24 protein-coding genes, 1 tRNA gene and 1 riboswitch are annotated in these 25452 nt (G+C 62.4%); of the genes, 10 read left to right on the top strand and 15 right to left on the bottom strand.

Annotated features, from left to right (window positions below):
* Positions 1-2: 2 nt before the first annotated feature.
* The 3 genes from ACLKMW_RS05110 to ACLKMW_RS05120 form a co-directional block, all read right to left on the bottom strand.
* Positions 3-1172, bottom strand: a complete 1170-nt coding sequence (locus ACLKMW_RS05110) for a pyridoxal phosphate-dependent aminotransferase (protein ID WP_415723314.1) — start codon at positions 1170-1172, stop codon at positions 3-5.
* Positions 1173-1314: 142 nt separating this feature from the next.
* Positions 1315-1734 carry a large conductance mechanosensitive channel protein MscL gene (gene mscL / locus ACLKMW_RS05115; RefSeq protein ID WP_415723315.1) on the bottom strand — a complete coding sequence of 140 codons (420 nt, stop codon included), beginning with the start codon at positions 1732-1734 and terminating at the stop codon, positions 1315-1317.
* A 167-nt stretch (positions 1735-1901) separates the two neighbouring features.
* Complete coding sequence (locus tag ACLKMW_RS05120; protein WP_415723316.1) at positions 1902-2342, bottom strand: hypothetical protein; 441 nt, start codon at positions 2340-2342, stop codon at positions 1902-1904.
* Between the two features lie 114 nt (positions 2343-2456).
* Between ACLKMW_RS05120 and ACLKMW_RS05125 the strand changes: the two genes are divergently transcribed.
* Positions 2457-2801, top strand: coding sequence for a DUF952 domain-containing protein (locus ACLKMW_RS05125; RefSeq protein ID WP_415723317.1), 345 nt, complete (start codon positions 2457-2459; stop codon positions 2799-2801).
* Positions 2798-3886, top strand: a complete 1089-nt coding sequence (locus ACLKMW_RS05130) for a quinone-dependent dihydroorotate dehydrogenase (RefSeq protein WP_415723318.1) — start codon at positions 2798-2800, stop codon at positions 3884-3886. Before ACLKMW_RS05125 ends, ACLKMW_RS05130 begins: the two co-directional genes overlap by 4 nt.
* Here ACLKMW_RS05130 and ACLKMW_RS05135 read toward each other — a convergent pair whose 3' ends face one another.
* Positions 3887-5227 (bottom strand): MATE family efflux transporter, encoded by a 1341-nt coding sequence (locus ACLKMW_RS05135; protein WP_415723319.1) that lies wholly within the window; start codon positions 5225-5227, stop codon positions 3887-3889.
* 22 nt (positions 5228-5249) lie between these two features.
* A complete protein-coding gene (locus tag ACLKMW_RS05140; RefSeq protein WP_415723320.1) occupies positions 5250-5519 on the bottom strand; it encodes a DUF6460 domain-containing protein in 270 nt (89 codons plus the stop codon).
* A 128-nt stretch (positions 5520-5647) separates the two neighbouring features.
* Between ACLKMW_RS05140 and ACLKMW_RS05145 the strand changes: the two genes are divergently transcribed.
* From ACLKMW_RS05145 to ACLKMW_RS05155, 3 genes are all read left to right on the top strand, one after another.
* Positions 5648-5721, top strand: a tRNA-Gly gene (locus tag ACLKMW_RS05145).
* A gap of 221 nt (positions 5722-5942) precedes the next feature.
* A complete protein-coding gene (locus ACLKMW_RS05150) occupies positions 5943-8090 on the top strand; it encodes a TonB-dependent receptor (RefSeq protein WP_415723321.1) in 2148 nt (715 codons plus the stop codon).
* Positions 8091-8098: 8 nt separating this feature from the next.
* Positions 8099-9301 carry a PepSY-associated TM helix domain-containing protein gene (locus tag ACLKMW_RS05155; RefSeq protein WP_415723322.1) on the top strand — a complete coding sequence of 401 codons (1203 nt, stop codon included), beginning with the start codon at positions 8099-8101 and terminating at the stop codon, positions 9299-9301.
* A 30-nt stretch (positions 9302-9331) separates the two neighbouring features.
* Here ACLKMW_RS05155 and ACLKMW_RS05160 read toward each other — a convergent pair whose 3' ends face one another.
* Positions 9332-10423, bottom strand: coding sequence for a 2'-deoxycytidine 5'-triphosphate deaminase (locus tag ACLKMW_RS05160; protein ID WP_415723323.1), 1092 nt, complete (start codon positions 10421-10423; stop codon positions 9332-9334).
* 75 nt (positions 10424-10498) lie between these two features.
* A riboswitch (SAM riboswitch) is annotated at positions 10499-10575 on the top strand.
* 44 nt (positions 10576-10619) lie between these two features.
* On the opposite strand from ACLKMW_RS05160, the gene ACLKMW_RS05165 reads away from it, so the two are divergent.
* Positions 10620-11813: an O-succinylhomoserine sulfhydrylase gene (locus ACLKMW_RS05165; protein ID WP_415723324.1), complete on the top strand. Its 1194-nt coding sequence runs from the start codon at positions 10620-10622 to the stop codon at positions 11811-11813.
* 179 nt (positions 11814-11992) lie between these two features.
* Here the strand turns inward: ACLKMW_RS05165 and ACLKMW_RS05170 are convergent, their stop codons facing one another.
* Positions 11993-12598: a CDP-alcohol phosphatidyltransferase family protein gene (locus ACLKMW_RS05170; protein ID WP_415723325.1), complete on the bottom strand. Its 606-nt coding sequence runs from the start codon at positions 12596-12598 to the stop codon at positions 11993-11995.
* Between the two features lie 141 nt (positions 12599-12739).
* Here ACLKMW_RS05170 and apaG point away from each other — a divergent pair, with 141 nt between their 5' ends.
* A complete protein-coding gene (gene apaG / locus ACLKMW_RS05175) occupies positions 12740-13132 on the top strand; it encodes a Co2+/Mg2+ efflux protein ApaG (protein WP_415723326.1) in 393 nt (130 codons plus the stop codon).
* A 154-nt stretch (positions 13133-13286) separates the two neighbouring features.
* On the opposite strand, the gene ACLKMW_RS05180 is transcribed toward apaG, so the two are convergent.
* From ACLKMW_RS05180 to ACLKMW_RS05190, 3 genes are all read right to left on the bottom strand, one after another.
* The gene (locus ACLKMW_RS05180) at positions 13287-14279 is read right to left on the bottom strand and encodes an Hsp33 family molecular chaperone (RefSeq protein ID WP_415723327.1); all 993 of its coding nucleotides are present in this window, start codon (positions 14277-14279) and stop codon (positions 13287-13289) included.
* Positions 14280-14546: 267 nt separating this feature from the next.
* Positions 14547-15464, bottom strand: a complete 918-nt coding sequence (gene argF, locus ACLKMW_RS05185; RefSeq protein WP_415723328.1) for an ornithine carbamoyltransferase — start codon at positions 15462-15464, stop codon at positions 14547-14549.
* A gap of 13 nt (positions 15465-15477) precedes the next feature.
* Positions 15478-16662: an aspartate aminotransferase family protein gene (locus ACLKMW_RS05190; RefSeq protein ID WP_415723329.1), complete on the bottom strand. Its 1185-nt coding sequence runs from the start codon at positions 16660-16662 to the stop codon at positions 15478-15480.
* Positions 16663-17029: 367 nt separating this feature from the next.
* Here ACLKMW_RS05190 and ACLKMW_RS05195 point away from each other — a divergent pair, with 367 nt between their 5' ends.
* On the top strand, positions 17030-17551 hold the full coding sequence (locus ACLKMW_RS05195) for a GcrA family cell cycle regulator (protein ID WP_415723330.1): 522 nt from the start codon (positions 17030-17032) through the stop codon (positions 17549-17551).
* 352 nt (positions 17552-17903) lie between these two features.
* On the opposite strand, the gene phoU is transcribed toward ACLKMW_RS05195, so the two are convergent.
* Both phoU and ACLKMW_RS05205 read right to left on the bottom strand, forming a co-directional pair.
* On the bottom strand, positions 17904-18620 hold the full coding sequence (gene phoU, locus ACLKMW_RS05200; RefSeq protein WP_415723331.1) for a phosphate signaling complex protein PhoU: 717 nt from the start codon (positions 18618-18620) through the stop codon (positions 17904-17906).
* A gap of 123 nt (positions 18621-18743) precedes the next feature.
* A complete protein-coding gene (locus ACLKMW_RS05205; RefSeq protein WP_415723332.1) occupies positions 18744-20021 on the bottom strand; it encodes an ATP-binding protein in 1278 nt (425 codons plus the stop codon).
* Positions 20022-20149: 128 nt separating this feature from the next.
* On the opposite strand from ACLKMW_RS05205, the gene ppk2 reads away from it, so the two are divergent.
* Positions 20150-21052, top strand: a complete 903-nt coding sequence (gene ppk2, locus ACLKMW_RS05210; protein ID WP_415723333.1) for a polyphosphate kinase 2 — start codon at positions 20150-20152, stop codon at positions 21050-21052.
* Between the two features lie 24 nt (positions 21053-21076).
* On the opposite strand, the gene ACLKMW_RS05215 is transcribed toward ppk2, so the two are convergent.
* Complete coding sequence (locus ACLKMW_RS05215; protein ID WP_415723334.1) at positions 21077-23038, bottom strand: glycosyltransferase family 2 protein; 1962 nt, start codon at positions 23036-23038, stop codon at positions 21077-21079.
* Positions 23039-23270: 232 nt separating this feature from the next.
* Between ACLKMW_RS05215 and ACLKMW_RS05220 the strand changes: the two genes are divergently transcribed.
* A complete protein-coding gene (locus ACLKMW_RS05220) occupies positions 23271-24113 on the top strand; it encodes a transporter substrate-binding domain-containing protein (RefSeq protein ID WP_415723335.1) in 843 nt (280 codons plus the stop codon).
* Between the two features lie 43 nt (positions 24114-24156).
* On the opposite strand, the gene ACLKMW_RS05225 is transcribed toward ACLKMW_RS05220, so the two are convergent.
* Together ACLKMW_RS05225 and ACLKMW_RS05230 are read right to left on the bottom strand one after the other, a co-directional pair.
* Complete coding sequence (locus ACLKMW_RS05225) at positions 24157-24981, bottom strand: sterol desaturase family protein (RefSeq protein ID WP_415723336.1); 825 nt, start codon at positions 24979-24981, stop codon at positions 24157-24159.
* Positions 24982-24999: 18 nt separating this feature from the next.
* Positions 25000-25413 (bottom strand): tellurite resistance TerB family protein, encoded by a 414-nt coding sequence (locus tag ACLKMW_RS05230; RefSeq protein ID WP_415723337.1) that lies wholly within the window; start codon positions 25411-25413, stop codon positions 25000-25002.
* Between the last annotated feature and the right edge of the window lie 39 nt (positions 25414-25452).

A 25452-nucleotide genomic window follows, 5' to 3' on the forward strand; every position in this document is an offset into this window, starting at 1 on the left:
GCTCAGCGGCTGCTTATCCAAGCGGCAAGGCGTGACGCCGCCTCCTCGACCTGATCGAGACGCCTGTGGAAGCACAGCCTGAAACAGGCTTCGCCACCGTCTCCGAATGCAGTGCCGGGCGCAAGGCCGACATTGGCCTTGTCGACGATCTCGAATGCGGCGCCGTATGAATCGGTTACGCCGTCGACGGAGAAGAACAGGTAGAAGGCACCCTGCGGCACGTCGATCCGCGCCCGCCCAGTCTGATTGAGAATACCGCAGACGATGTCGCGCGCTTGCTGCGCCCGTTCGATTTGCGAAGCCAGGAAAGCATCGCCATGATCGAGCGCCGCGACGCCGCCGCGCTGCATGAACTGCGCCACGCCCGATGTCGAATACTGGATCAAGTTCTCGAAGGTTTGCTGCAGCGACGGGTGCACGCGCAGCCAGCCCATGCGCCAGCCGGTCATAGCCCAGTTCTTCGAGAATGTGTTGACGAACAGGATGCGGTCCTCATCGTCCATGATGTCCATGAAGGACGGTGCGCGACCGCCGCCGCCGTAATAAAACAACGAATAGATCTCGTCGGCGATGATCCAGAGGCCATGCTTGCGCGACAGGTCGAGCACGGCTTTCAGCGTGTCAAGGTCGGCAGTCCAACCTGTGGGATTGGACGGGCTGTTGAAGAAAATGGCGCGGGTGCGCGGCGTCACCGCGGCTTCCAGCTTGGCTATATCGCAGGACCAGCCATTGTCCGACCGGTCGAGCTGTACGGCGACCGGCCTTACGCCGGCAATACCGGCGGCTCCGGCAAAGTTCGGCCAGGCTGGCGTCAGATAGATCGCCTCGTCGCCCGCGCCCGCGGTCGCATCAAGCGCCAGTTGGATCGCCTGCATGCCGCCGCCGGTGACCAGGAATTCATCGCTGGCGAAATGCCTGCCGAAATGGCGCATATGATAGCGCGCCAGCGCCTCGCGCAGCTCAGGTAGGCCACGCTGCCAGGTATAGAAAGTCTCGCCCGCCGCCAGACCATGCACGGCCGCCTCCGAGATGAAGGACGGGGTCGGCAGGTCGCCTTCGCCCACCCAGAGCGGGATCAGCCCTTCGCGTCCGCGCCCATAGTTGGCGAGCGCGACAATGCCGCTTTCCGGCGCGAGACGGGCCTCGTTTCGAAGGCTTTCGACAAGTGGCATGGCAAACCCCGTGAGTGATACGACTGCTATCGGTTTCGGTGCCCTTCGAAAACTGAAAAGGCCCCGCCACGGAAGGGCCAGGGCCTGAAAAGTCTTGACCGCTCCCGCCGATATTTCGGCCGGAGCTTGCCGCTATCCGCAACTATCGCTTGGCCAGCAGATCGCGGATTTCGGTCAGCAGCGCGATATCGGCCGGAGGCGCCGCCGGCTCGACCGGCTTCTCGGCGACCAAGCGGCGGCGCATATTGTTGACCGCCTTGACCATCAGAAAAATGATAAAGGCAAGGATGAGGAAATTCAGGACGACGGTCACGAAGCTGCCATAGGCGAACACCGCGCCCTGCGCCTTCGCCGCGTCGAGCGACGGTGCGGTCACGGCCGAGGACAGCGGATAAAAATAGTTGTTGAAATCGAGCCCGCCAAAAATGGCTCCGACAATCGGCATGATGATGTCGTTGACCATGGAATCGACGATTTTGCCGAAAGCAGCGCCGATAATGACGGCGACCGCCAGATCCATAACATTGCCCTTTGAAATGAATTCCTGGAATTCCTTTAACACTGCATCCTCCTTGAATCGTCGGCCGCGCGATGTTCGTCCGCCTCTCTCGCGCCGGTCCGAATGCGATCATAACAAAAACTTCAGATTGCAAAACGCACAAATTTCGCGCGCTGCTTGATAGAAACAGCTAAATTAGCGCCCCGCACAGGCGCCGAAACGACGGGCGCTCAGGTCCGGCTCGGGTCCGAGGGCTTCGCTTCGGGCGCCTTGTCCTCCTGTTCGAGGTCCTTGGCAATGCCCATGAAACGGCGCAGAAAACGTTCCATATAGCCCATCGTCTTCTCGAACTCCTCCTCGGTGGGCAATGTGGATTTCGGCGTGACGCCGACCGCACTTTCGAGCTTTGCTATACGCTCCTCCAGCGCCTTTACCGTAGCCTGCAGTTGATCCGTCTCGTCCTGATAGGCCGAGCGTTCGTCAGCCGCCAGCTTGCAGACCAGCTGACCGGCTCGCTCCTCACAGATCGCCATTTCCCCGGTCTGCGTGTCCATGCGGACATAGCCGTCTTCAGTTTTCTCGAGCTGGTACCGTTCGGTTTGTGCCGAGGCGACGGTAGCGGCCATAAGCAAAAGGAGAACCGTTGGAGCGGTGATGGCAAGGAGACGCATGAAAACCTCCTATCAAGCTGTTGTTTCAAATCTGTCCTTCGTTTGCGCCCGAAATAGGGAGATGGCGGTCGTTCACGTCTTTTCCCGCCCGCGCTTTCGCATTATAGGGCGCGTATGCGACAGACCATTTACAAGATATGCCCGCAGGCGCTGTGGCGCGAGGCAGAAGATTCCGGGGTGTTTTCAGGCGCGCCGGTCGATCTTGCCGACGGCTTCATCCATTTTTCGACCGCCGACCAGGTGGCGGAAACGGCGGCCAAGCACTTCGCCGGTCAAAACGGTCTGCTTTTGATCGCGGTCGATGACGCCAAGCTCGGCGAGCGGTTGAAATACGAAGTCTCCCGGGGCGGAGCGCTGTTTCCGCACCTCTACGGACCGCTCGAGCTGTCAGCCGTCGAATGGGTGAAACCATTGCCGCTCGGCGCCGATGGCGCGCATATTTTCCCGCCACTGACATGAGCCTGTTCAATCGGCTAGGCCGAAACCTCCTGTTCGCGCTCGACCCCGAAACGGCGCATGGCCTCTCGATCAAAGCGCTGAAATGCGGTGTGTTGCCTTCCGCCCCGGCACGCCACGACCAGCGCCTCGGCGTCAGGCTTTGCGGGCTCGATTTTCCCAATCCGCTCGGCATGGCTGCCGGCTACGACAAAAATGCCGAAGTGCCGGACGCGCTTTTGCAGCTTGGGTTCGGCTTTGCCGAAGTGGGCACCGTCACGCCGCTGCCGCAGCCCGGCAACCCCAAGCCGCGCATTTTCCGGCTTGCAGAGGATGAGGCGGTCATCAATCGTCTCGGCTTCAACAATGAAGGTCACGCGGCTTTCGGGCAGCGTCTGGTCGCTCGGTCCGGGCGGCCGGGGATTGTCGGCGTCAACATCGGGGCCAACAAGGATAGCGCCGATCGCATCGGCGACTACGAGCTAGGGGTGACGCGGTTTGCACGCTACGCCTCTTATCTCACCGTCAATATCTCGTCGCCCAATACGCCCGGCCTGCGCGACATGCAGGCGCGCGAGAGCCTTGCCGAGCTTTTGATCCGGGTCGTGGCGGCGCGCGATGCAGCGGTCGAAGGCCAGCCGAAAAAGACCCCTGTTTTTCTGAAGATAGCACCCGACCTTCACGAAGCCGATCTGGAAGACATCGCCGCCGAAGTCTCCGAAAAGCAGATCGAAGGCGTCATCGTCTCGAATACGACGATTGGACGGCCGAGGCTTGCCAGCACCGCGCATGCGGGCGAGAATGGAGGGCTTTCGGGCAAGCCGCTCTTCCAGCGTTCCACCGCCGTGCTTGCCCGTATGCGCAGGCTGCTTGGTCCGGAACGAGCGCTTATTGGGGTCGGCGGCGTCGATTCGGCCGAAACTGCGCTTGAGAAAATCCGAGCAGGTGCCGATCTGGTTCAGCTCTACACCGGAATGGTCTATGCTGGGCCCTCGCTGCCACGGCAGATCGTCGGCGACCTCAGCCGGCTTGCCGCGCAGGAAGGCGTTTCATCGCTCAGCGAACTGCGCGACACGCGACTTGCGCATTGGGCCGATCAAAAGCTGTAGTCAGGCAAATGTCCGGCCGACGCGCCGTGACATCGCCGCAGCCAAGCTTATTCCGCGCGCGATCAGGAAAATATGCAGCGCCGCCCACAGTCCGTGGTTGCCGAGATAATATCCGAGCAGCAGGAGCGAGGCGACGAAGATGGCAAATGAGAGGAGCATCATGTTGCGCATGTCGCGCGACCATGTCGCGCCGATGAAAACGCCGTCCATCTGAAAGGCCAGCACGCCGCTCACCGCCGTCAGCGCCGCCCAGGGCAGATAAAGGGCAGCCTGTGCCTGCACATCGCCTGACGTGGTGAGGACAGCGACGATCCGGTCGCCGAAAATCATGACCGCAGCGCTCGACACGCCGGCCACCACGAAACCCCACACTGACGTCAAGAGCACGGCCCGGGTGAAGGCCGGCTTGTAGCGGGCGCCGACCGCCCTGCCCGCCAACTGTTCGGCGGCCGTGGCAAAGCCGTCGAGGAAATAGCTGGTCACCATGAAGAAATGCATCAGCACGGCGTTGGCGGCGAGCGTCAGCGTGCCGAGTTGCGCGCCCTGGCGCGTGAACAGCGTGAAGGCACCCATCAGCACGAAAGAGCGGATCATGATGTCGCCATTGAGCGAGAGCAGGCGCCGCATCGCCGCCGTGTTGAATGCCTGCTGTCGCGACATGCGCGGCAGCCGCCTGAAGCGCCGCACGACGACCGCCAGACCGATCACTACGGCGACCACTTCGCCGCAGACCGTGCCCCATGCCACGCCTTCGATGCCCCAGCCGAGATGAAGGCCGAACCAGATGGAAAGCACGATGTTTACGCCGTTCAGCAGAAGCTGGAGCAGAAGCCCGCGGCCCGCTTCGCCGCGGCCAAGGAAATAGCCGAGCACCGCATAGTTGATGAGGGAGGCAGGCGCCGACAGCAGCCGAATGCGGATATAGGCATCCATGGCCTGGCTGACACGCGGCTCGGCATCCATGAACCATTCGCCGGCGGCGGCAATCAACGGCGCCAGCATGACGAGAACCAGGCCGGAAACAGCGGCGATGGCGAAGGCTCGCCAGAAGACGGCGCGTTCCTCGAGCGCATCGCCACGCCCGAATGCCTGAGCGACGAGGCCCGTCGTGCCGGAGCGCAGGAAATTGAAGCTGGTGAACACGACGTCGAAGACGATCGCGCCTGCCGCCAATCCGCCCAGCAGGGCTGCGTCGCCAAATCGCCCGACCACCGCCGTATCGACAAGGCCAAGCAGCGGCGTCGTCAGATAGGCCAGCGTCATCGGCAAAGCTATCGCCAAGATGTGGCGATTGGTGACCTCGAAAGCCTTTGAGGTCGACACCGTCGACGCTTGATCCACCGTGGCTCCCTGGCGACTGCGTTCAGCGGCGATAGCTGAAAAGCCTTAGAATGACGAATGCCGGAACGACGATCGCCGCGCCGAGCAGGAAATAGCCGACGAACCGATCAATGGCCCGGAAGCCCATATTCCACATCTGAAGAAAGAAATCGCGGACGCCATAAACCACGTCATAGGGCGACCAGCCGAAATAGCTCATGACGATGCCGACAAGAAACGAGATCACCGCAAGTTTGAGCACCACCCGGAACGGGCTGTCCCCGAGAAAGCGTGTAAGTCCGGACACCGACATTCTCCCGCGATTCGCTTGTTCGATAGCGTTGCGCGCACATACGCACTTGAAGGGCGCGCTTCAAGACGTTTGAACGCGCCTGATTCCCGTTGCCGTGACCTGCCGGGTCATGATATCCGTGCTGTCACGCGGGTATGATGTAATGGTAGCTTGTCAGCTTCCCAAGCTGATCGCGCGGGTTCGATTCCCGCTACCCGCTCCAGCCCTGCTTTCAAAGACTTGCGCCTGACTTTCTCAGCCTCGGAGTTTGCCCCAATGGCGAGCCGGGGGGCGCAACTGACTATGGTACCTTTTCACAGTGGACCGAGTGCCCTCTTAAACTTGACAGACACATTCATGATAACTACTCCGCCGTAACGTAACGTCATCACCCAGCTCCCCTGCCAGGCAAGACGACAACAAGCCTGTAAGGAGGAGATTGGAATGAAGGCACAGTTGTGGGCAACAGCGGGGATAGTTGCCCTTGCCAGCTCGTCTGCCGGTGCGCAGGACGCGACCACCGACGACAATGAAGTGACCGTTCTCGAGCAGTTGGTCGTGCTGGGCGCGCTGCGGACCCCGCAGCCGATCTCCTCGGTTCCGAATACCGTCACCATCATCGATCAGGAACAGCTCGATACCGAGCTTTCCATATCCGACGATCTCTCCACGGTGCTGGGCCATCTGGTGCCGAATTATTCGCCGAGCCGGCAGAAGCTTTCGAATTCCGGCGAGACGCTGCGGGGGCGTCCACCACTCTTCATGATCGACGGCGTGCCGCAAAGCACGCCTTTGCGCGATAGCAAGCGCGAGGCGCATACTATCGATCCGGACCTGCTGGAGCGCGTCGAAGTGATAAATGGCTCCAGCGCCGTCCAGGGCATGGGAGCGCTCGGCGGCATCATCAACCTGCACACCCGCAATATGGCGCAGTCCGAGGAATGGACGAGCCTTATCAAGACGCGGATGACGGCCTCGGGCGATTTCGAAAGCGATGGCTTCGGCTACAAGGGCGTGTTTCTGACCGGCCGCAAATGGGGCGATGCCGATCTGACCGTCGGCGGCACTCTGCAGACGCAGGGCCTCTATTTCGATGCGGCCGGCTTGCCGATCGGACTTGATCTCACCCAGGGCGATCTCGCCAATTCGACCAGTCGCGACCTGTTCTTCAAGGCCGGTTACGACTTCACGCCGGACCAGCGGCTGCAACTGATGGTCAATGATTATCGCTTGAGCGGCAAGGGCGACTATGCGGTGGTACCTGGCGATCGCGCCGCCGGAATACCGACGACAGTGCAACGCGGCGAACCTGAAGGGGACGCGCCTGAAAACGCCGTCACCACGGTCTCGCTCGACTATAATCACGACGCATTGTGGGACGGACAATTACGCGCCCAGGCGTTCTACCAGGATTTTGCCGCATTGTTCGGCGGCGGCATACTTCCATCCTTTCAGGATCCGGCCATCGCGCCCGTAGGCACGCTGCTCGACCAGTCACAAAATGAATCGCAGAAGCATGGTCTGAAGCTGAGCTACAGCCATGACGGGTTCAATATACCGGGTCTTACCGTCACCACCGGTCTCGATTATCTGGTCGACCAGACAAGCCAGGTTCTGGTTCATACGGACCGTGAATGGGTGCCGGAGACCACTTTCACCAACTGGGCGCCGTTCGTCCAGCTCAATCAGGCGCTGTTCGACGAGCGGCTGCAGCTCAGCGGCGGCCTTCGTTACGAGTCGGCGAGACTGAAGGTCGACGATTACACCACTATTGCCGGCGCCGGCGGCATCGCCGTCGAGGGCGGAACGCCAAAATTCGACGACGTACTGCCCAATGTCGGCGCGGTGTTCGATCTCGGTGCCAATTGGTCGGTCTACGGCTCCTATTCGAAGGGCTTCACCATGCCGGATATCGGCCGCGTGCTGCGGGCGGTGGACGCGCCTGGCCAGAACGTTGCCGATCTCCTCAACCTCGAACCGGTGATCGCGGACAACCGGGAAATCGGCGTTGATTACAATGGCGACCGGCTGAAGCTTCATGCCGCCTATTTCTGGTCCGACTCCGACCTCGGCATGCGTCTGGAAAATGTCGGCGGCATATTCGAGGTCCGCCGCGAGAGGACCGAACTGCAAGGCCTCGAACTGTCGGCCGCGTATGATCTCACCGACGAGTGGCGCTTAGGCGCCATGTATTCGCGGACCACCGGCCGGTTCGATTCCGATGGCGACGACGTGGTGGATACGGATCTGGGCGGCGTCAATGTCGCACCGGATCGGCTCAATATCTTTGCCGAGTGGAACACGCAGGATGCTCTGCCACTGCCGTTGTCTGCGCGCGTACAGCTCTCGCATTTCTTCGACCGGGACTTCACCGGCGATGCGGCGCCTGCCAATCAGAACTTCGACGGCTACACGCTTGTCGATCTGTCACTGGCTACGACGACGCCCGCCGGCGACTTTCTGCTGAGCGTCGAGAATCTGTTCAATGAACAGTACATCACCTACTACTCGCAGACGGCCACGACACGCGACGACCAATTCTTCGCCGGCCGTGGGCGGACCTTCGCTCTCACCTTCCAGAAGCAGTTTTAGGCGCTCCCATGCGGTTCGCCTCGGTGAAGCAGTTTTGCCGCGTCCTGCATCGCGTTCTCGGCCTGTCGGTGGGCCTATGGGCGGCAGCAATCGCGCTGAGCGGCAGCCTGCTGGTGTTCAGCCACGAAATCGATGCAGCGCTCAATCCGCATCTGTTGCGGGTTGAGGTGCATGCGCGAGCGTGGAATCCGGACGACGCCGTGGCGACTGTTCGACAGCAGTTTCCCCATGCGCCGCTCGTCTCCATGCGCTTGCCTCGAAGGGACGATGAAAGCCTGCTGTTCCGCATGGGTAAGGAGGGCTCCGAAGAAGTCTATTTGGACCCTTACACGTCGCGCGTGCTCGGCACGCGCGACGAGCATGACGGTCTGGTCGGGTTCCTTCGCAATTTTCATGTGCATCTTCTGGCTGGCGAAACCGGCGAAACGATCAGCGGCTACTTGGCACTGCTGCTGATCAGCATCGTGGCGACGGGCATCGCCCTGTGGTGGCCCAGGCGAGGACGGCTCGCCAACACCTTCAAGATCCGCTGGCGCCTGCCTATGCTGCCCAGAATGTACGATCTGCACCGGGTGGCAGGAGCCGCTTCCGCGCTCTTCCTGCTGGTTCCGGTGATTACCGGAACCATGCTGGTGTTTCATCAGGTCACAACTTCGTTCCTGATCACCAGCCTGGGCGGGCCGACATTGTCGCTGCCGGACAAGGTGACTATGCCGGCGGAGGCGTCTCGGGAGCCGGTTTCCGCCTGGCTCACCAGCGCACGGAATGCTCTACCCGGTGCCGAGCTTGTTTCGGTGAAGTTTCCGCAGACGGAGGCCGAGCCGGCTGTGGTTCGCATGCGATTTCCGACGAATACGCACCCTAACGGCCGCAGCTTTGTGGCGATCGACCCTTATACAAGCCAGGTGCTTCATGCGCATGACTGGCGGCAGATCGGCACGGGGCTCGGGATTTCGGACTACAAATATCCGCTCCATATCGGGACGGCCTTCAGCCTGCCCGGCCGACTTGCCGTTCTACTGATCGGAACAGTTCCCCTGCTGTTGCTGGCAACCGGCTGGTACATCTGGTGGCGCAAACGACAACCCGCAACCGGAAGCGTCATGCAAACCGGGCGCTTGCCGGCGCGTACCGGCCTGACTGGCAAACCGCCAGTCGCTGGCTCGCGCACGTCCTCGATCCGCCATCCCGCTTCCCTGCCGGAAGACTAGCGTCGTCTCGCGCCGCTTTGCCGTGCTGTCTCAGCCGGCGCGGAAATGCTTGGACAGTTTCAGGCCCTGCGCCTGATAATTGGAGCCGAGATCGCTGCCGTAGAGCGCCTTCGGGCGCGATGCCATGCGCTCATAGACCAGGCGGCCGACGATCTGACCATGTTCGAGAATGAACGGCACCTCGTGGCTGCGCACTTCGAGCACCGCGCGACTGCCGGTTCCGCCGGCCTTCGAGTGACCGAAACCGGGATCGAAGAAGCCTGCATAGTGAACGCGGAATTCGCCGACCAACGGATCGAAGGGCGTCATTTCGGCGGCGTATTCGGGCGGCACGTGCACCGCCTCGCGTGAAACAAGAATGTAGAATTCGTCCGGGTCCAGCACCAATTCGCCGGTGCCGCGACGATAGAGCGGCTCCCAGAAATCCTGCACGTCTTGCGCCGCGCGCTTGTCAACGTCCACCAGCCCGGTGTGATGCTTGCCGCGATAGCCGACCAGGCCATCGCCATTGCCCTGGAGGTCAATGGAAAGCGCGATGCCGCCGCCGGAAATGTTCGGCACGTCGGAGGCAACCAGCCGCTCGGCCTCATGCAGCGCGTGAAGCTCGGCCTCGCTCAAAAGCGCGTTGCCGACGCGGAAGCGGACCTGCGACAGGCGCGAGCCGGTGCGCACGATGATCGGGAAGGTGCGCGGGCTGACCTCGAGATAAAGCGGACCCGAATAGCCGGCCGGAATCTTGTCGAACTCCTGGCCGCGGTCGGTCATGACCCGGGTGAAAATGTCGAGGCGGCCGGTGGAACTTTTCGGGTTGGCGGAGGCCGAAACAGAAGCCGGCAGGTCGAGCCGTTCCAGAAGCGGCACGATATAGACGCAGCCGGTTTCCAGCACCGCACCATTGGCCAGGTCGATCTCGTGCAGCTTGAGCCGGTCGAGCTTTTCAGCGACACGGCAGTCCGGCCCCGGCAAAAAGCTGGCGCGCACCCGCCATGCCCTGTCGCCAAGCCTGAGGTCGAGGCTGGCAGGCTGGATCTGGTCCTTGTCGAGCGGCCGCGCCGAGGCGAGCCGGCCGGACTGGAACAGCGCGCCGATCTCCTGATCCGGAAGAATGCCCGACTTGTGCAATATCCGCTCCTGAAACAACTGACCGACGTTTAATGATACGCATCATTGACGCAAGCGGGCACCGGGTCTAAAGGCATTTTATCCCGTGGTGATTTGCCGGTCGGCTTGCAGCCACGTTAAACAAGTCGCTAAAGGGCCGCTTTTGGACCGGCACGCGACTTTTTGCGGCCGGTTTTTTTGTGTCTGGATCAGGGCGATGACAATCGAAAAGAAGCGCAATTGGAAACCCGCAACCCAACTTGTCCACACCGGAACGCTGCGTTCCGACTTCGGCGAGACCTCGGAAGCGATCTATCTGACGCAGGGCTATGTCTACGAAAGCGCCGAAGCCGCCGAAGCCCGCTTCAAGGGCGAACTGCCTGGCTTCATCTATTCGCGCTACGCCAACCCGACCGTCGACATGTTCGAAAAGCGCATGTGCGCGCTGGAGGGCGCGGAAGACGCCCGCGCCATGGCCTCCGGCATGGCGGCGGTGGCGGCCGCGGTGCTGTGCAGCCTGAAAGCCGGCGACCATATCGTGGCGGCGCGCGCGCTGTTCGGCTCTTGCCGCTGGGTGGTCGAGACGCTGGCGCCGCGATACGGCATCGAGGCCACGCTGGTGGACGGCACGAAGGTCGAAAACTGGGAAAAGGCGCTGCGGCCCAATACCAAGCTGTTCTTCCTCGAAAGCCCGACCAACCCGACATTGGAAGTGGTGGACATCGCGGCGGTTTCGGCACTCGCGAATTCGATCGGCGCGAAGGTGGTGGTCGACAACGTCTTCGCCACGCCGTTGCAGCAGAGGCCGCTGGAGCTTGGCGCGCATGTCGTTGTCTATTCGGCAACCAAGCACATCGACGGACAGGGTCGGTGCCTCGGCGGCATCGTGCTCTCCGACAAGAAGTGGATCGACGAGAACCTCCACGACTATTTCCGCCACACCGGTCCGAGCCTTTCGCCGTTCAACGCCTGGACACTGCTGAAGGGACTTGAAACGCTGCCACTCAGGGTACGCCAGCAGACGGAAAACGCCGCCAAAGTGGCGGATTTCCTGGCCGAGCGGCCGGAGATCACCCGGGTGATTTATCCGGGCCGCCCCGACCATCCGCAAGCCGATATCGTCAAGAAGCAGATGTCGGGCGGCTCGACGCTGATCTGCCTCGACGTCAAGGGCGGCAAGAAGGCGGCCTTCGCGTTCCAGAACGCGCTCGACATCTTCCTCATCACCAACAATCTCGGCGATTCAAAGAGCCTGATCACCCACCCGGCAACCACCACGCACAAGAACCTGACGCCGGAGGCTCGCGCCGAGCTTGGCATCGGCGACGGCACGCTGCGCCTGTCGCTCGGCCTGGAGGATATCGACGACCTTTTGACGGATATCGATCAGGCGCTGAGGGCGGCAGCTTAAGGAGCCGGCAAGTGAGGCGGCGGCCTGATGATCTTTGCCTCCATACTCCTTTCCACCCCAGCCCGCGCGTCATTATCGCCATGCCCGGTTGCACCGTCTGGCCATTGTCAAAGAGCCGGGAAGACGGGCGGCCGGGGGACGCGCTCGAAGCAAAAAGCCCGGTGGCTGATCAGTAAGCGTCAGCGGAACGTTCGCCCGGCCAGCACGATGCGCGACAGGGCGGTGTAGAGCGTCACGGCCGCGAAGATGTAGGCGAGCGGCGCGAACCAGCGCGGAAACAGGCAGAAGGCGACGAAGACGGCCAGCGTTTCGGTCGCTTCCGCCAAGCCGGTGGTGAAGAAGAGCGATTTCGCCCCCCTCGCCTGGGTTTCAAGCTTTCGTTTCTCGGCCATGACGGCATAGGCAAGGAAACTGGCGCCGTTGACATAGAAGGCGAAGACCAGCACCGCGCCGGCCACCGCATTGGCCGCCGGATCGGCCAGCACGAACGCGATGGGAATCGCTCCGTAGAAGGCGAAATCGAGCACGATGTCGAGATAGCCGCCAAGGTCGGTCTTGCCGTTGATCCTGGCCACGGCGCCGTCCAGGCCGTCGCCAAGGCGGCTTGCAGCCAGGAGAATGAGGCCGGCAAGATACCAGCCCTGAGCAATGGCGACGGCTGCCGCCATGCCCACGGCAAAGGCGGCGAGCGTCACGCCATTTGCCGACGCGCCGGCGGCGGCAAGGCGACTGCCGATGATGTCGAACACAGGATCGATGCGCCTGCGCGCCCAGCCATCCAGCATGCAGCCACTCCCAGCACGGTTTGTTTCAGTTAGGCTTGAAAACCCGTCACGCGAAAATCACAATCAGGTTGATGATAGGGCCAAAGACCGTTGAACAATAAAAGTTTCGGCGGATTGCCCGCCGATCCGGAGTGCCTGCCCATGTACAGCGCCGTTACGCGCGATATCGAAGTGAGTGTCGAGCCGTTCTATCTGGCGGAACGCTCCGATCCGGCGCAGAACGTCTATGTCTGGGCTTATCGGGTGACGATCGCCAACCAGTCGAACGAGTTCGTGCAACTTCTGTCGCGCTACTGGCATATCACCGATGCGGTTGGCCATGTCGAGGAGGTGCGCGGCTCGGGCGTGGTCGGCGAACAGCCGGAACTCAATCCCGGCGACAGCTATCAATATATGTCGGGATGCCCGCTCTCCACGCCGTCCGGCATCATGGTGGGGCGCTACACGATGCGCAACGCCCGCGACGAATTGTTCGACGTGGATATACCGGCATTTTCGCTCGACGTGCCGACGACATCGCGGACGGTGAATTGAGCGTGATCGGGACGAGGGCCGAGATACGTCACCGGCGTGGTGATTGGCGGAAACGTATCCCCAGTCGTCATCCTCGGGCTTGACCCGAGGATCCATGCCGTAACGCGTGAACCATGGCGAGTGGGCGATGCTGATGCCCTTATCGCCCTACCCGCTACGCCTCCGCGGAGAACTCCGCCGGCTCGAACTCATAAGCCTTCGAGCAGAACTCGCAGTTCACCCGGATGAGGCCGTCCTCGACGCTGTCGGTGATCTCCTCGGCGGAAAAACCGTCGAGAATGCCCCTGATCCTTTCGCGGGAGCAGGAGCATTGATCGCGCACTTGCGTGCCCTCGTAGACCCGCACGCCGTGCTCGTTGAACAACCGGTAGAGCAGCCGTTCGGAGCCGACGCTCGGGTCGAGAAGTTCGGTGTGTTCGACCGTCGCCACCAGCGCCAGAAGCTCCTGCCAGGCATTGTCGGTGACCTCATGCGCCGGGCCGCCGGGATCGCCATCGCCGCCGTGCAGGTCCGGCATGCGCAGCCGCTCCGGCGCCTTGGGCAGAAACTGAGCGAGAAGGCCGCCGGCGCGCCAATGTTCGCTTCGACCGCCCTCGCCCGGCAGCACCAGCTTGCCGACCGACAATTTCACGTCGGTCGGAATCTGCTCCGATTGCCGAAAATAGGTTTTGGCGGCTTCTTCCAGCGTGGTGCCATCAAGCTGGACGATGCCCTGATAGCGCTGCGTGTGCGGGCCCTGATCGATGGTCAAGGCCAGCACGCCGTTGCCAAGCAGGGTCTGCGGCGCGGTCTCGCCGGCCTCCAGCAGCGCCTCAAGGCGCTCGGCATTGAAGCGCGCATAGGCGCGCAGCGAATGCGGCGTCGAGAAGTCGGCAACCAGCATGTCGACCGGCCCGTCAGTGCGGGTCTGCAGGATGAACTTGCCTTCGAATTTGAGCGACGTGCCGAGAAGCACCGTCACAACCACCGCTTCGGCAAGCAGGCGCGCGACGGGTTCTGGATAGTCGTGGCGCGCCAGAATCTGGTCGAGCAACGGTCCGAGCTGGACCATGCGGCCGCGCACGTCGAGCGGCCCCACATCGAAGGGGACCACGGTATCGTCACCGGCGAAGCCGAATTCGCCGAGCTTGAGTTCGCTGTCAGCCACTGTGCAAAAATCCCATGAAGCAGGGTCCGGACGCAAGATGGATCGACATGCGTCCTGACCGACGCATATCGGCGATCCGTCTTTTACTAACGCATCAGATTTTTCCGAAAACCGAATTCCACTTTTCGGTCCGATGCTCTCGCCCGGTGCAGGTTTAAACGAAGGTGATGGCCGCAGATAGGCACACAGGCGGCGGCAATCAAGCCCGGCAGGGTGAAAGCGCGCCGGCGCGGGTCGGGCGCCTAGGCGGCAATGCAGGCCGGGCGCTTACGCGCCCAGGCACCAGGCAAGCACCGCCTTCTGCGCATGCAAGCGATTTTCAGCCTCATCGAACACCACCGAATGCGGCCCATCGATGATCTCGTCGGTGACTTCCTCGCCGCGATGGGCCGGAAGGCAGTGCATGAACAGCGCGTCGGGTTTGGCATGGCGCATTAGAGCGGCGTTGACCTGATAGGGCAGGAAGACATTGTGGCCGCGAGCGCGATGCTCCTGCCCCATCGACACCCAGCAGTCGGTGACCACGCAATCGGCATCGGTAGCCGCCTCCTCGGCGGTGGCGGTGAAGGTGACGGCGCCGCCATTGGCGAGCGACCAGTCGACATATTTCCGCTCCGGCTCGCTGCCCTTGGGCACCGCGACATTGAGATTGAAGCCGAAGCGGGCCGAAGCCTCGAGCAGCGAATGCAGCACATTGTTGCCGTCGCCGACCCAGGCGAAGGTCTTGCCGGCAACCGGGCCGCGATGCTCCTCGAAGGTCATCATGTCGGCCATGATCTGGCAGGGATGGGTATCGTCCGTCAGGCCATTGATGACGGGGACGGTGGCGTTTTCGGTGAGCTCGATCAGGCGGTCATGCGAAGTGGTGCGGATCATGATCGCATCGACATAACGCGACAAAACCTTGGCCGTATCGGCAATGGTCTCGGAGCGGCCGAGTTGCATTTCGGTGCCGGTGAGCATGATGGTTTCGCCGCCGAGCTGGCGCATGCCGACGTCGAAGGAAACGCGGGTGCGCGTCGAGGGTTTGTCGAAGATCATCGCCAGCACCCGGCCGTCGAGCGGACGGGAACGCTCGCCCGCTTTCAGCCGCGCCTTGCGGGCTGCGGCATCATCGAGCACACCGCGCAGCACACTTTCGGAAAGGGCGGAAAGGTCGGTGAAATGGCGGATTGCGCTGGTCATGGCATATCCCTGCTTACGCGGCGGCTTTGGACAGGCCTTGCGCGGCGTTGCGAATGCGCCGCAGCGCCTCGCGGATCTCATCATCGGAAACGGTGAGCGGCGGCAGCAGACGCACGACATTGTCGCCGGCCGGAACCGCGAGCAGATGTTCCTCGCGCAGCGCCGTATTCACCTTGGCATTGGAAAGCGCGCATTTCAGGCCGAGCATCAACCCGGTGCCGCGCACGCCCTCGATCACGTCCGGGAATTCGTCGCAGATGGCGGCGAGCCCCTGCTTCATCAGCAGCGCCTTGCGGGCGACCTCGTCGAGGAAGCCATCTTCCAGGATGACGTCCAGCACCGCGTTGCCGACCGCCATCGCCAGCGGATTGCCGCCGAAAGTTGTGCCGTGGACGCCGGCGGTCATGCCGGCGGCCGCCTCGTCCGTCGCCAGGCAGGCGCCGACGGGGAAGCCGCCGCCTATGCCCTTGGCGATCGCCATCAGGTCCGGCGTTACTCCCGACCATTCATAGGCGAAGAGCCTGCCGGTGCGGCCGACGCCGCTCTGCACTTCGTCGAGGATAAGAAGCAGGCCATTGCGGTCGCAAAGCTCGCGCAGGTGCCGCATGGTCTGCGCCGGCACTTCGCGGATGCCGCCTTCGCCCTGCACGGGCTCGATCAGGACGGCCGCGGTTTCCGGCGTGATCGCCTTTTCAAGAGCCTCCATGTCGCCGAACGGCACCTGGTCGAAGCCCTCCACCTTGGGGCCGTATCCTTCGAGATATTTCTGCTGCCCGCCGGCGGCGATGGTCGCCAGCGTGCGGCCGTGGAACGCGCCCTCGAAGGTGATGATGCGGAAGCGCTCGGGGCGGCCGTTGACATAATGGTAGCGCCGCGCCGTCTTGATGGCGCATTCCAGCGCCTCGGCGCCGGAATTGGTGAAGAACACCTTGTCGGCAAAGGTTGCTGCAACGAGGCGCTCGCCAAGGCGGGTCTGGCCGGGGATTTCATAAAGGTTGGAGGTATGCCAGAGCTTGGCCGCCTGTTCGGTGAGGGCGGAAACCAGCTTCGGATGTCCGTGCCCCAGCGAATTGACGGCGATGCCGCCGGCGAAGTCGAGATATCGGCTGCCATCCTTCGTCACCAGCCAGACCCCCTCGCCCTTTTCGAAGGCCAGGGGAGCGCGTGCGAAAGTCTCGTAAAGCGCCGAACCGCTCATTTTACATATGTCCCGGTAGCAAAAACCAAAAAGCCGCCCAAGCGGCGGCTTTGTCTGGCATATTGCGTTTTCGGCCATCAAGTCAATGGAAACGTCGGAAAACCCCGCATTGGGGCGTTGCGCACCACAGCCTGGGCGCGCGAGGAGCCTTTGTTCGCGGGCAAGTTGGGGAAAACCCCAAAAACCGATTCGGTGTTGCATTCCGGACTCTTGTCACGGAGTCAGCCAGTAAGGTAGTTTAGGGTCAAGAAAAGACCAGATTTCGTGCGGCACACCTAATCACCCGTATATATGTGGTGTCGGCCCGGCTTTTGTCGGGACGGGGAAGGATTCCGGCAGTCGCACGCCAAAGCAGGAGCAAGCTCTCATGAATTGGACTGACGAGCGCGTCGAAACCCTCCGGAAGTTGTGGGCCGAAGGCCTCAGCGCCAGCCAGATCGCCGCCCAGCTTGGCGGTGTCAGCCGCAATGCGGTGATCGGCAAGGTCCACCGGCTGAAGCTGTCGGGCCGCGGTCGGGCAACGGCAGCGCCCGCCCGGCAAAAGAAGGTGGCGAGTGGCGCGACAGTGTCCACCAAGACGGCTACGACCCGCAGCACCACGACGGTGACGCGCACGGTGACGATCGGCGCGACCGCCCTTCAGGCCCAGTTCGACACCGAGCCGGTGGCGCGCCAATATATGCGCCCGGTCGAAGACGTGGTCGTGCCGATCTCGCGGCACCTGCAACTGGTCGAGCTTAACGAGCGCACCTGCAAATGGCCGAACGGCGATCCGCTTTCGGAGGATTTCCACTTCTGCGGCAACGATGCCGCCGAAACCGGCCCCTATTGCAAATACCACTCCAAGATCGCGTTCCAGCCGGCAAGCGAGCGACGCCGCAGCCGCTGAGGCGGCGGAAATACTCTCGGGGACAAGGGCTACCGCACCCCCCTCTGTCCTGCCGGACATCTCCCCTTCAAGGGGGAGATCGAGCAGCTTCACCTGCCGTGCACATTCTGCAACATCGACGATTGGCGAAAGTCGCCCTGAAGGCTGATCTCCCCCTTGAGGGGAGATGTCCGGCAGGACGGTGCAGGCGACTTGAACTCCGCCGAGCGTCACGTCTTGCTAGGGCGTCGGCTGAAAAAGTGGAGTCTGGTTTTCGGCCGATGCTCAATTGCTCAATAAAGGTGTTAGAGCGTCCCTTGTGCGTCCGATTGGACGCACGGCGCTCTGTCTTCGGTCTGCAATAACGCAGCGCTTATTTCGTTTCGCCAAGCGTCACGTGGTGGCTCTTGTCCTGCTTCGGCCGTTCCGGCGGCATCTGGTTGCCGGTGACGACATAGTAGATGGTTTCGGCGATGTTGGTGGCATGGTCACCGATGCGCTCGATGTTCTTGGCGCAGAACAGCAGATGCGTGCACGGCGTTATGTTGCGCGGGTCTTCCATCATATAGGTGAGGAGTTCGCGAAACAGCGACGTGTACATGGCGTCGATCTCATTGTCGCGGTCGCGCACGAACTCGATGCGCTCGACCGAGCGCGAGGCGTAGACGTCGAGAACCTCCTTGAGCTGAGTCAGCGCAAGCTCCGCCAGCGCCTCGAGGCCGCGGAACAGGCTGACAGGCTGGCGGCTTTGGGACACCGCCACGACGCGCTTGGCGACGTTCTTGCCGAGGTCGCCCACCCGTTCCAGATCGGCCGAAATGCGGATCGCACCGATGATCTCGCGCAGATCGGCGGCGACCGGCTGGCGCTTGGCGATGATGATGATGGCGCGATCGTCGATCTCGCGCTCGGCCTCGTCGAGAAAGGCATCCGCCTCCACCACCTTCACTGCCAGCGCGGTATCGGCATTGACGAGCGCCGAAACCGCCTGATCGACCATGCGCTCGGCATGGCCGCCGATGGCCGCGATCTTGCGGGCCAGAAACTGCAATTCCTCATCATAGGCGCTGACAATGTGCTGCGACTGCATGGATGGCCTGTCCTTCTCCGGGCTCGGCATGAATCGTGGACTTGAATCTGCGAGCATAAGCTACGGATATGACGGAATAAAGAAAGCGCCGGGGGGAGGCCGAACGCGGCGCCGACCGCGTCGTCAATCGACTGGAAAATGCACGGTGAAGGCGGCACCTTCCCCCAGTTTCGACTTGATCGAAAGCCGGGCGTTGTGTCGAGTCAATATGTGCTTGACGATCGAGAGGCCCAGTCCGGTGCCCTTGTGGGCGCGGCTGGCTTCGGCATCCACCCGGTAGAAGCGTTCCGTTACGCGGGGGATATGCTCTTCGGCGATTCCGGGGCCGAAATCGCGTATCGTCACCGTTGTCTCGGGTTCGCCACCCGGCTGCGGTCCGGCGATGGACACCAGCACACGTCCGCCGGACTGGCCGTATTTGCAGGCGTTTTCCAGGAGATTCTCGAACACCTGGAACAGTTCGTCGCGGTCTCCGGAAACCTCGAAAGCGCCGTCGGCGAAATCGCGCTCGATCACGATACCGGAATCGCTGGCGAGTGGACGAAGCGAATCCATGACGTTTTCGAGCACTCCGCGCAACTCGACCTTCACGCCGGGCTTGATATGGGACTTCATCTCCAGCCGCGACAGTGACAGGAGATCGTCTATCAGCCGGGCCATGCGCGCCGTCTGGTTCTGCATGATCTGGAGGAAATGATCGCGCGCCTGGGCGTCGTCGCGAGCCGGACCGCGCAGCGTTTCGACGAAGCCGGCGATCGAGGCCAGCGGCGTGCGCAGTTCATGGCTGGCGTTCGCAATGAAATCGGCCCGCATGCGGTCGATACGGCGTGCCTCGCTCTGGTCCTTGAAAGCCAGCACGTAGAGCCCGGTCCCGCGGCCGACGGCGGAGGCGGTGACGCGGTAGACATGCTCGATCGGCACGCGCTCCACATAGTCGGCAATGCGCACCGAAGCGTGAGAAAACAGCACCGACTGGATCAGGTCCTGCATCTCGGGCGCGCGGAATTTCAACAGCAGCGACATGCCGGGGCGCATCTCGCCGAATGCGGCGACGGCTGCTTCATTGGCATGGACGACACCGCCCGCTCCATCGAAGACGATCAGCGGATCGGCGACGGCTGCGGCAAGCTGCTCGCTCGACAGGCCGCCCATTGCGTCTGCAGTGGCCGCGGCCGCCTGCTCGGCGCGGCGCTCACGCGGGGTGCGGCTTGGCGCGGCGGCCGCAACAAGGAAAAGCACGGCGATGGCGATCAAAACCGCATTGTCGGTGCTGCCCCAGGCCCGAATGGCGAGCACGCAGACGACGCCGGCCGCAAGCATCCAGCGGTTCTGGCCAAAGCGCAGCGCCACCGTCCGCAGGGCGCTTCTTACCGGGCTTTTGCTGCTCGCATCATCATTCATGCCAGATTCCACATCACGAAGCATGATGCGGCCGCAGCCCGCTTCACGCGCCGGCTCCGGAAAGTTCACGCTAGACCGATCCGGAAGCTCCCAATAGCATGACTGGCCATACTGGAAAGGTTGCGCCCATGAAAAAAGCCGAAGCCGATGCGGATGGTGCGGTCGTAGGGCCGCTGACGATCATGGTCGACGGCACCGAGCGCATATTCGACATCAACGATCCGAAGCTGCCGAAATGGATCGACAAGGCGAAGATGCAATCCGGGGGATATCCCTATGACGAGAAAATGCCGCGCAAGGAATACAAGGCGACCCTTGAGCGGCTGCAGATAGAGCTCGTCAAGCTGCAGGCATGGATGCAGGCGACCGGCAGCCGGGTTCTGGCGATTTTCGAGGGACGCGACGCCGCCGGCAAGGGCGGCACGATCAATGCCATCCGCAAATATATGAACCCGCGCACCGCAAGAAACGTAGCCCTGACAAAGCCGACCGAAACCGAGCGCGGTCAGTGGTACTATCAGCGCTACATGTCGCACTTTCCCGCTGCCGGCGAATTCGTGTCCTTCGATCGCTCATGGTACAACCGCGCCGGCGTCGAGCCGGTCATGGGGTTCTGCACACCTGAACAACACCGGCATTTCCTCGAAGAGACGCCGCGCTTTGAGGAGCTTGTCGTCAGCGAGGGGATAAACCTCTTCAAGTTCTGGCTGAGCATCGGACAGGAAATGCAGCTAAAGCGCTTCCACGACCGCCGCCACAGCCCTTTGACCAATTGGAAATTCTCGCCGATGGATATCGCCGGCATCTCCAAATGGGACGACTACACGCAGATGCGCAACCTGATGCTGGAGCGCACCCACACGGCGCACGCGCCGTGGATCATCGTGCGCGCCAACGACAAGCGCCGGGCGCGGCTGGCAGTGATAAGGCGCATCCTGACCAGCCTGCCCTATCCCGGCCGCGACCTCGATGCCATTGGCGAAGCGGACGAGAAGATCATCGGCGAGGGCCCGGAGTTCGTCGTCAAATAGGCCGCCCGCACGGCGCCACGCCGGTCAGTCCGGCGGGACAGGTCGTGGCTTGAAGTGCGGCGTTTTTTCCCAATGATGCGGCCGCGACCACAATTGGATGAGCGAGCGCCAGGCGGCAAGCGACATCATCATCCAGTAGACCGGCGTGAAAACGACGATTTTCCAGAAGCTTCTGCGTTCCTTGCCCTCCAGGGTCTGCCACCCAAGCAGCAGGAATGAGAGATAGCCACAGACGATGTTGACGATGTCGATCGGCAGCAAGCCCGACTGCCACACGCTCAAAGAGCCGCCGAGCGCGAGCTTCAGCACGATCAGGAGGGCGGTGGCGACCAAAAAGGGATGAAAGATCGCCGAAACCACCATGCCGGCGAACAGGACTTGCGTCAGCACGAAGGAGAGCGGCCCAAGGTCCTTGGCCAGACGAAACGGCTGACGCATATGGACGAGCCAGGTTTGCGACCACCCCTTGAACCAGCGGGTGCGCTGCGGCAACCAGGTGGAGAAATCCTCGGGCGCGTCCTCATAGGTCGGGCACGAGATGATCTCCGTGCGATAGCCAAAGCGCGCCAGCCGCAGGCCGAGATCGGCATCTTCGGTGACGTTATGCGGGTCCCAGCCGCCAAGATGTTCGAGCGCCGACCGGCGGAAATGGTTGGACGTACCGCCGAGCGGCAGGATCAGCCGGCGCCGCGCCAACCAGGGCAGCAGACCGCGAAACAGGGCCGCATATTCGAAGAAGAACATCCGGGCGATTATGCCGGTGTGCCGATTGGCGATTTCGAGCGGAGCCTGGAGGCAGGCGAGGTCCTCGCCGCTTTGCGAGAAGCGCTGCCATGCCAGCACCAATTGCAGCGGATGGGGCCTGTCCTCGGCGTCGTAGAGCACGACGAAGTCGCCGCTGACCACCGGCAGCGCATAGGAGAGTGCCTTGGGCTTAGTTCGCGGATTGCTGACGGGCGTCTCGATCACCTCCATATGAGGCGGCAGCGGCAAGGCGCGCAGCGCCGCAAGCGTGGCGGCGTCGTCAGCCTCGCAGACGAGCTTTATCTCCAGCTTGCTCCTTGGCCAGACGATGGCGTCGAGCGCTTTCAGCAGGTCCGGCACGATTTCGGCTTCATCGTAGAGTGCGACCAGTACGGAATAGACCGGCATATCGGCGCGGACGGGGCGCGGCACGCTGGCATTGCGAAGCGGCACCACCTGCTGGAGCGCAACGAGCCGCAAGGCGACGCAGGCCAGGAAAAACACCGAGAAGAAGAGATGGACGACGAATTGGGCCGCTTCCGGCGCCAGCATCAGCGCGACCGCCAGCGTCACGAACAGCGCGCCGCAGAGCCAGCCCTGCCAGGCATTCGCTACGATCAGCGCGGAATATTGCGGGTATCTTTCGAACAGGCCCCGCGTGGCCAGCCGCGACAGAAGTGGCTGCGCGCGCTGTTGCGCGGCATTGCGCAGGGCGCCGCTGGTGGTGATCTTGAGGCGCCCGCGCAAGGCCGGGCGCTGCCGGAACATTTGGCGCATATGGCTGATGCGCGCCCGCTCCGGCGCGATAAGGCAGGTTACACCCGAAGCCTCCTCCAGCTTGACCGGCTTGTGCCCGCCGCGCTTTTTCAGAAGCGCCACGCAGTCGGCTTCACGCACGATCATCTTGTCGGGATCGATCTCGGCGACGAACGGCAGGCCGAGTTCGACGGCGAGCGCCCGAAAGAACTCGACTTCTCCCACCTGGCCCGAGGCCAGCAGCTCGGTCTGGAAATCGGTGCCGTTCACGCCCGCCTGCATGGCGATGCGCGATGCGGCATCCAAAGACAGGCCCAGCCGGGCAAGTACAGGCTTCCAGTCGGCGAAGTCCGGGATCAGCAGGCTTGCCAGGAAAAGCTCATCCGCGCCGGTGTGCGCGGATGGTCCCCTGTCCGCCGTGACGACTTGCGACGCGTTCCGGCGCGAAACGCCGGAATCTTCCAGATCAGAGTGGAACAGCGCCATAACACGCCGTGTGCCGCACGCCCCGGCGCATCGTTGTATTTACGAGAATCCCCACCGCAACATGCCCCCAATGTCGCCATATGCCCCGACCAGATCGTAGCAGCCATTCTCGTGCGGGCTACGTACCTTTGGTTGAATTGCGCCAAGCCAGCATCTATGATCGTGCGACGCCGTGTCCTTGCGGCGGCGTCCAAAGATTTCCGTTCAGTTTCACCGCCCAGGGAACCTCGTCGTGAATGCCCGCTCGATCCTTCTGGCGTCGATTTTCCTTGGCGTTCTCGCCTGTCTGCCGGTGCGCGCAGCGGGGCCGGAGGTGCCTGTCCTGTGGGATGCGAGGGAGCAGTTGCAGAAGCCCGATCTTTCCACGCTGGCGCGGCTGCGTTTTCTGACCACCACCGATTTCCCTCCATTCAATTTCATCGACGCAAACGGGCGGCTTTCGGGTTTTCATGTCGATCTGGCCCGAGCCATCTGCGCGGAACTCGGTATCGCCGACAAATGTCAGATCCAGGCGCTGCCCTGGGGTGAGTTGGAACGAGCGCTGAAGGCAGGCGAAGGCGAGGCGGTGATCGCCGGAATTGCGGTGACGCGGGAATCGCGTGAGAAATATGCGTTTTCGCGTCCGTATCTGCGATTTCCGGCCCGTTTCATCGCGCCGAAGGACAGCGTCGTCGCGGAGCCGATCTTCGAGAAACTCGAGGGCAAGCGTATCGGCGTGACACAGGGTTCGGCGCATGAACGCCTGTTGCGCGACTATTTTCCGGACGTGAGGGTCGTCACCTATTCAAAACGCGAATGGATGTTCGAGGATTTGAAGGCCGGCAAGATCGTCGCGGTTTTCGGCGACGGCATGCGGCTCGGCTTTTGGCTTGCCGGATCGGAAGCTGCCGGTTGCTGCCGTTTCGCGGGCGGCCCCTATCTCGCACCCGAATATCTCGGCACCGGACTTGCAATCGCGACCAGGATTGAGGACGAAACGCTGGCGGATGCCTTCAACTATGCGTTGCATCAGATATCGATGAAGGGCACATTCGCGGAACTTTATTTGCGGTATTTTCCGGTGAGTTTTTATTAAAGCGGCGTCGCCGTGTGCCGGAGAAGTTTTCAGGGTGACGCAGTCACTGCCGGGCACGGTTTGAGAGGAACGGCAACAACAGCGACCAGCCGATATGGGCCGGCTTGTTGCCGCGATATTCGGTGAGGCCGATCATCATGGCGTCATGGCCGCGCCTCGGCTGGTCGGAATAGGTGCCGAACAGGCGATCCCAGAACGAGAAATTGAAGCCATAGTTGGAATCCGTCTCCACGCGTTCGGCGGAGTGATGAACGCGGTGCATGTCCGGCGTGACGATGACCCGGCGCAGCAGGCGATCGATGCGCGCACCGAGGCGGACGTTGGAATGGCTGAACATGGACGAGCCGTTCAGCACGATCTCGAACACCAGGACGGCCAGCACCGGTGCTCCGAGCGCAATGACTATCGCCGCCTTCCACACCATCGACAGCAAAATCTCGAGCGGATGAAACCGCAGCCCCGTCGTGACGTCGAAACCGGTATCGGCATGATGCATACGGTGGATGCGCCATAGAAACGGCACCTTGTGGCTGACGACATGTTCGAGCCAGACGGCGAAGTCGAGCACGACAAAAGCGATGATGCCGCCGACAAGCCCGCCAGCCCCCAGCAGGCGCAGCAGACCCCAACCGCGCGTTTCGGCAAAGACCGCGGCGCCGACCGCCGCAGCCGGGAACGCCACCCGAAGCACGAGCGACGAGATCACCACCATCGAAAGATTGGTGAACCAGCGGCGCGATTTCATCGCGCCATGCATCTCCGGCCGCTCCAGACGCGGCGACCATAATTCGAAGATCGCCATCGAGCCGAAGATCGCCAGGAAAGCCGCGATCCGGATTGCGGCTTCGGTTGGTATCATCCCATCCATGGCGACAAAGCCCGATCGTCAGGTCAGCGTTCGGTGACGCGCCTTGGCGGCGCGCTCGATCGCCGTACCGGTGGCGTCGTCGAGACCGAGACTGCGACGCAGGAGCTGAAGCACCCGCACTTCCTCCAGCCGCATTTCAAGATCGACGGTGGCGACCTCGAGAGCAACCGCATAGGCGGTGTCGTGCAGCCGCTCGGGAATGACGCGCGCCGCAAGCTCGTAAACCCCGTCGAGGCCTTCCGGCTCGTGCAGCAATTTCTGGCAGTCCTGCGCCACGGCGACCAGCTTGCGGTCGTCGAACTCCTCGAAAACCGGCCAGGAGCGGACGACATCGCCGATGCGGCCAAGCTCGGCGTCCGTCATGTCGCGGTCGGACGCCGAGGTGACGACCATCAGATAAATCAGGGCTTCCTGGACAGTGGGCGTCGGCATTCCGGTTTCCTTCATCAATGACCATGCGAAGGTAGGAGG

The sequence above is a fragment of the Borborobacter xinjiangensis genome (assembly GCF_047739745.1).
Lineage (GTDB): Bacteria > Pseudomonadota > Alphaproteobacteria > Rhizobiales > Rhizobiaceae > Pseudaminobacter.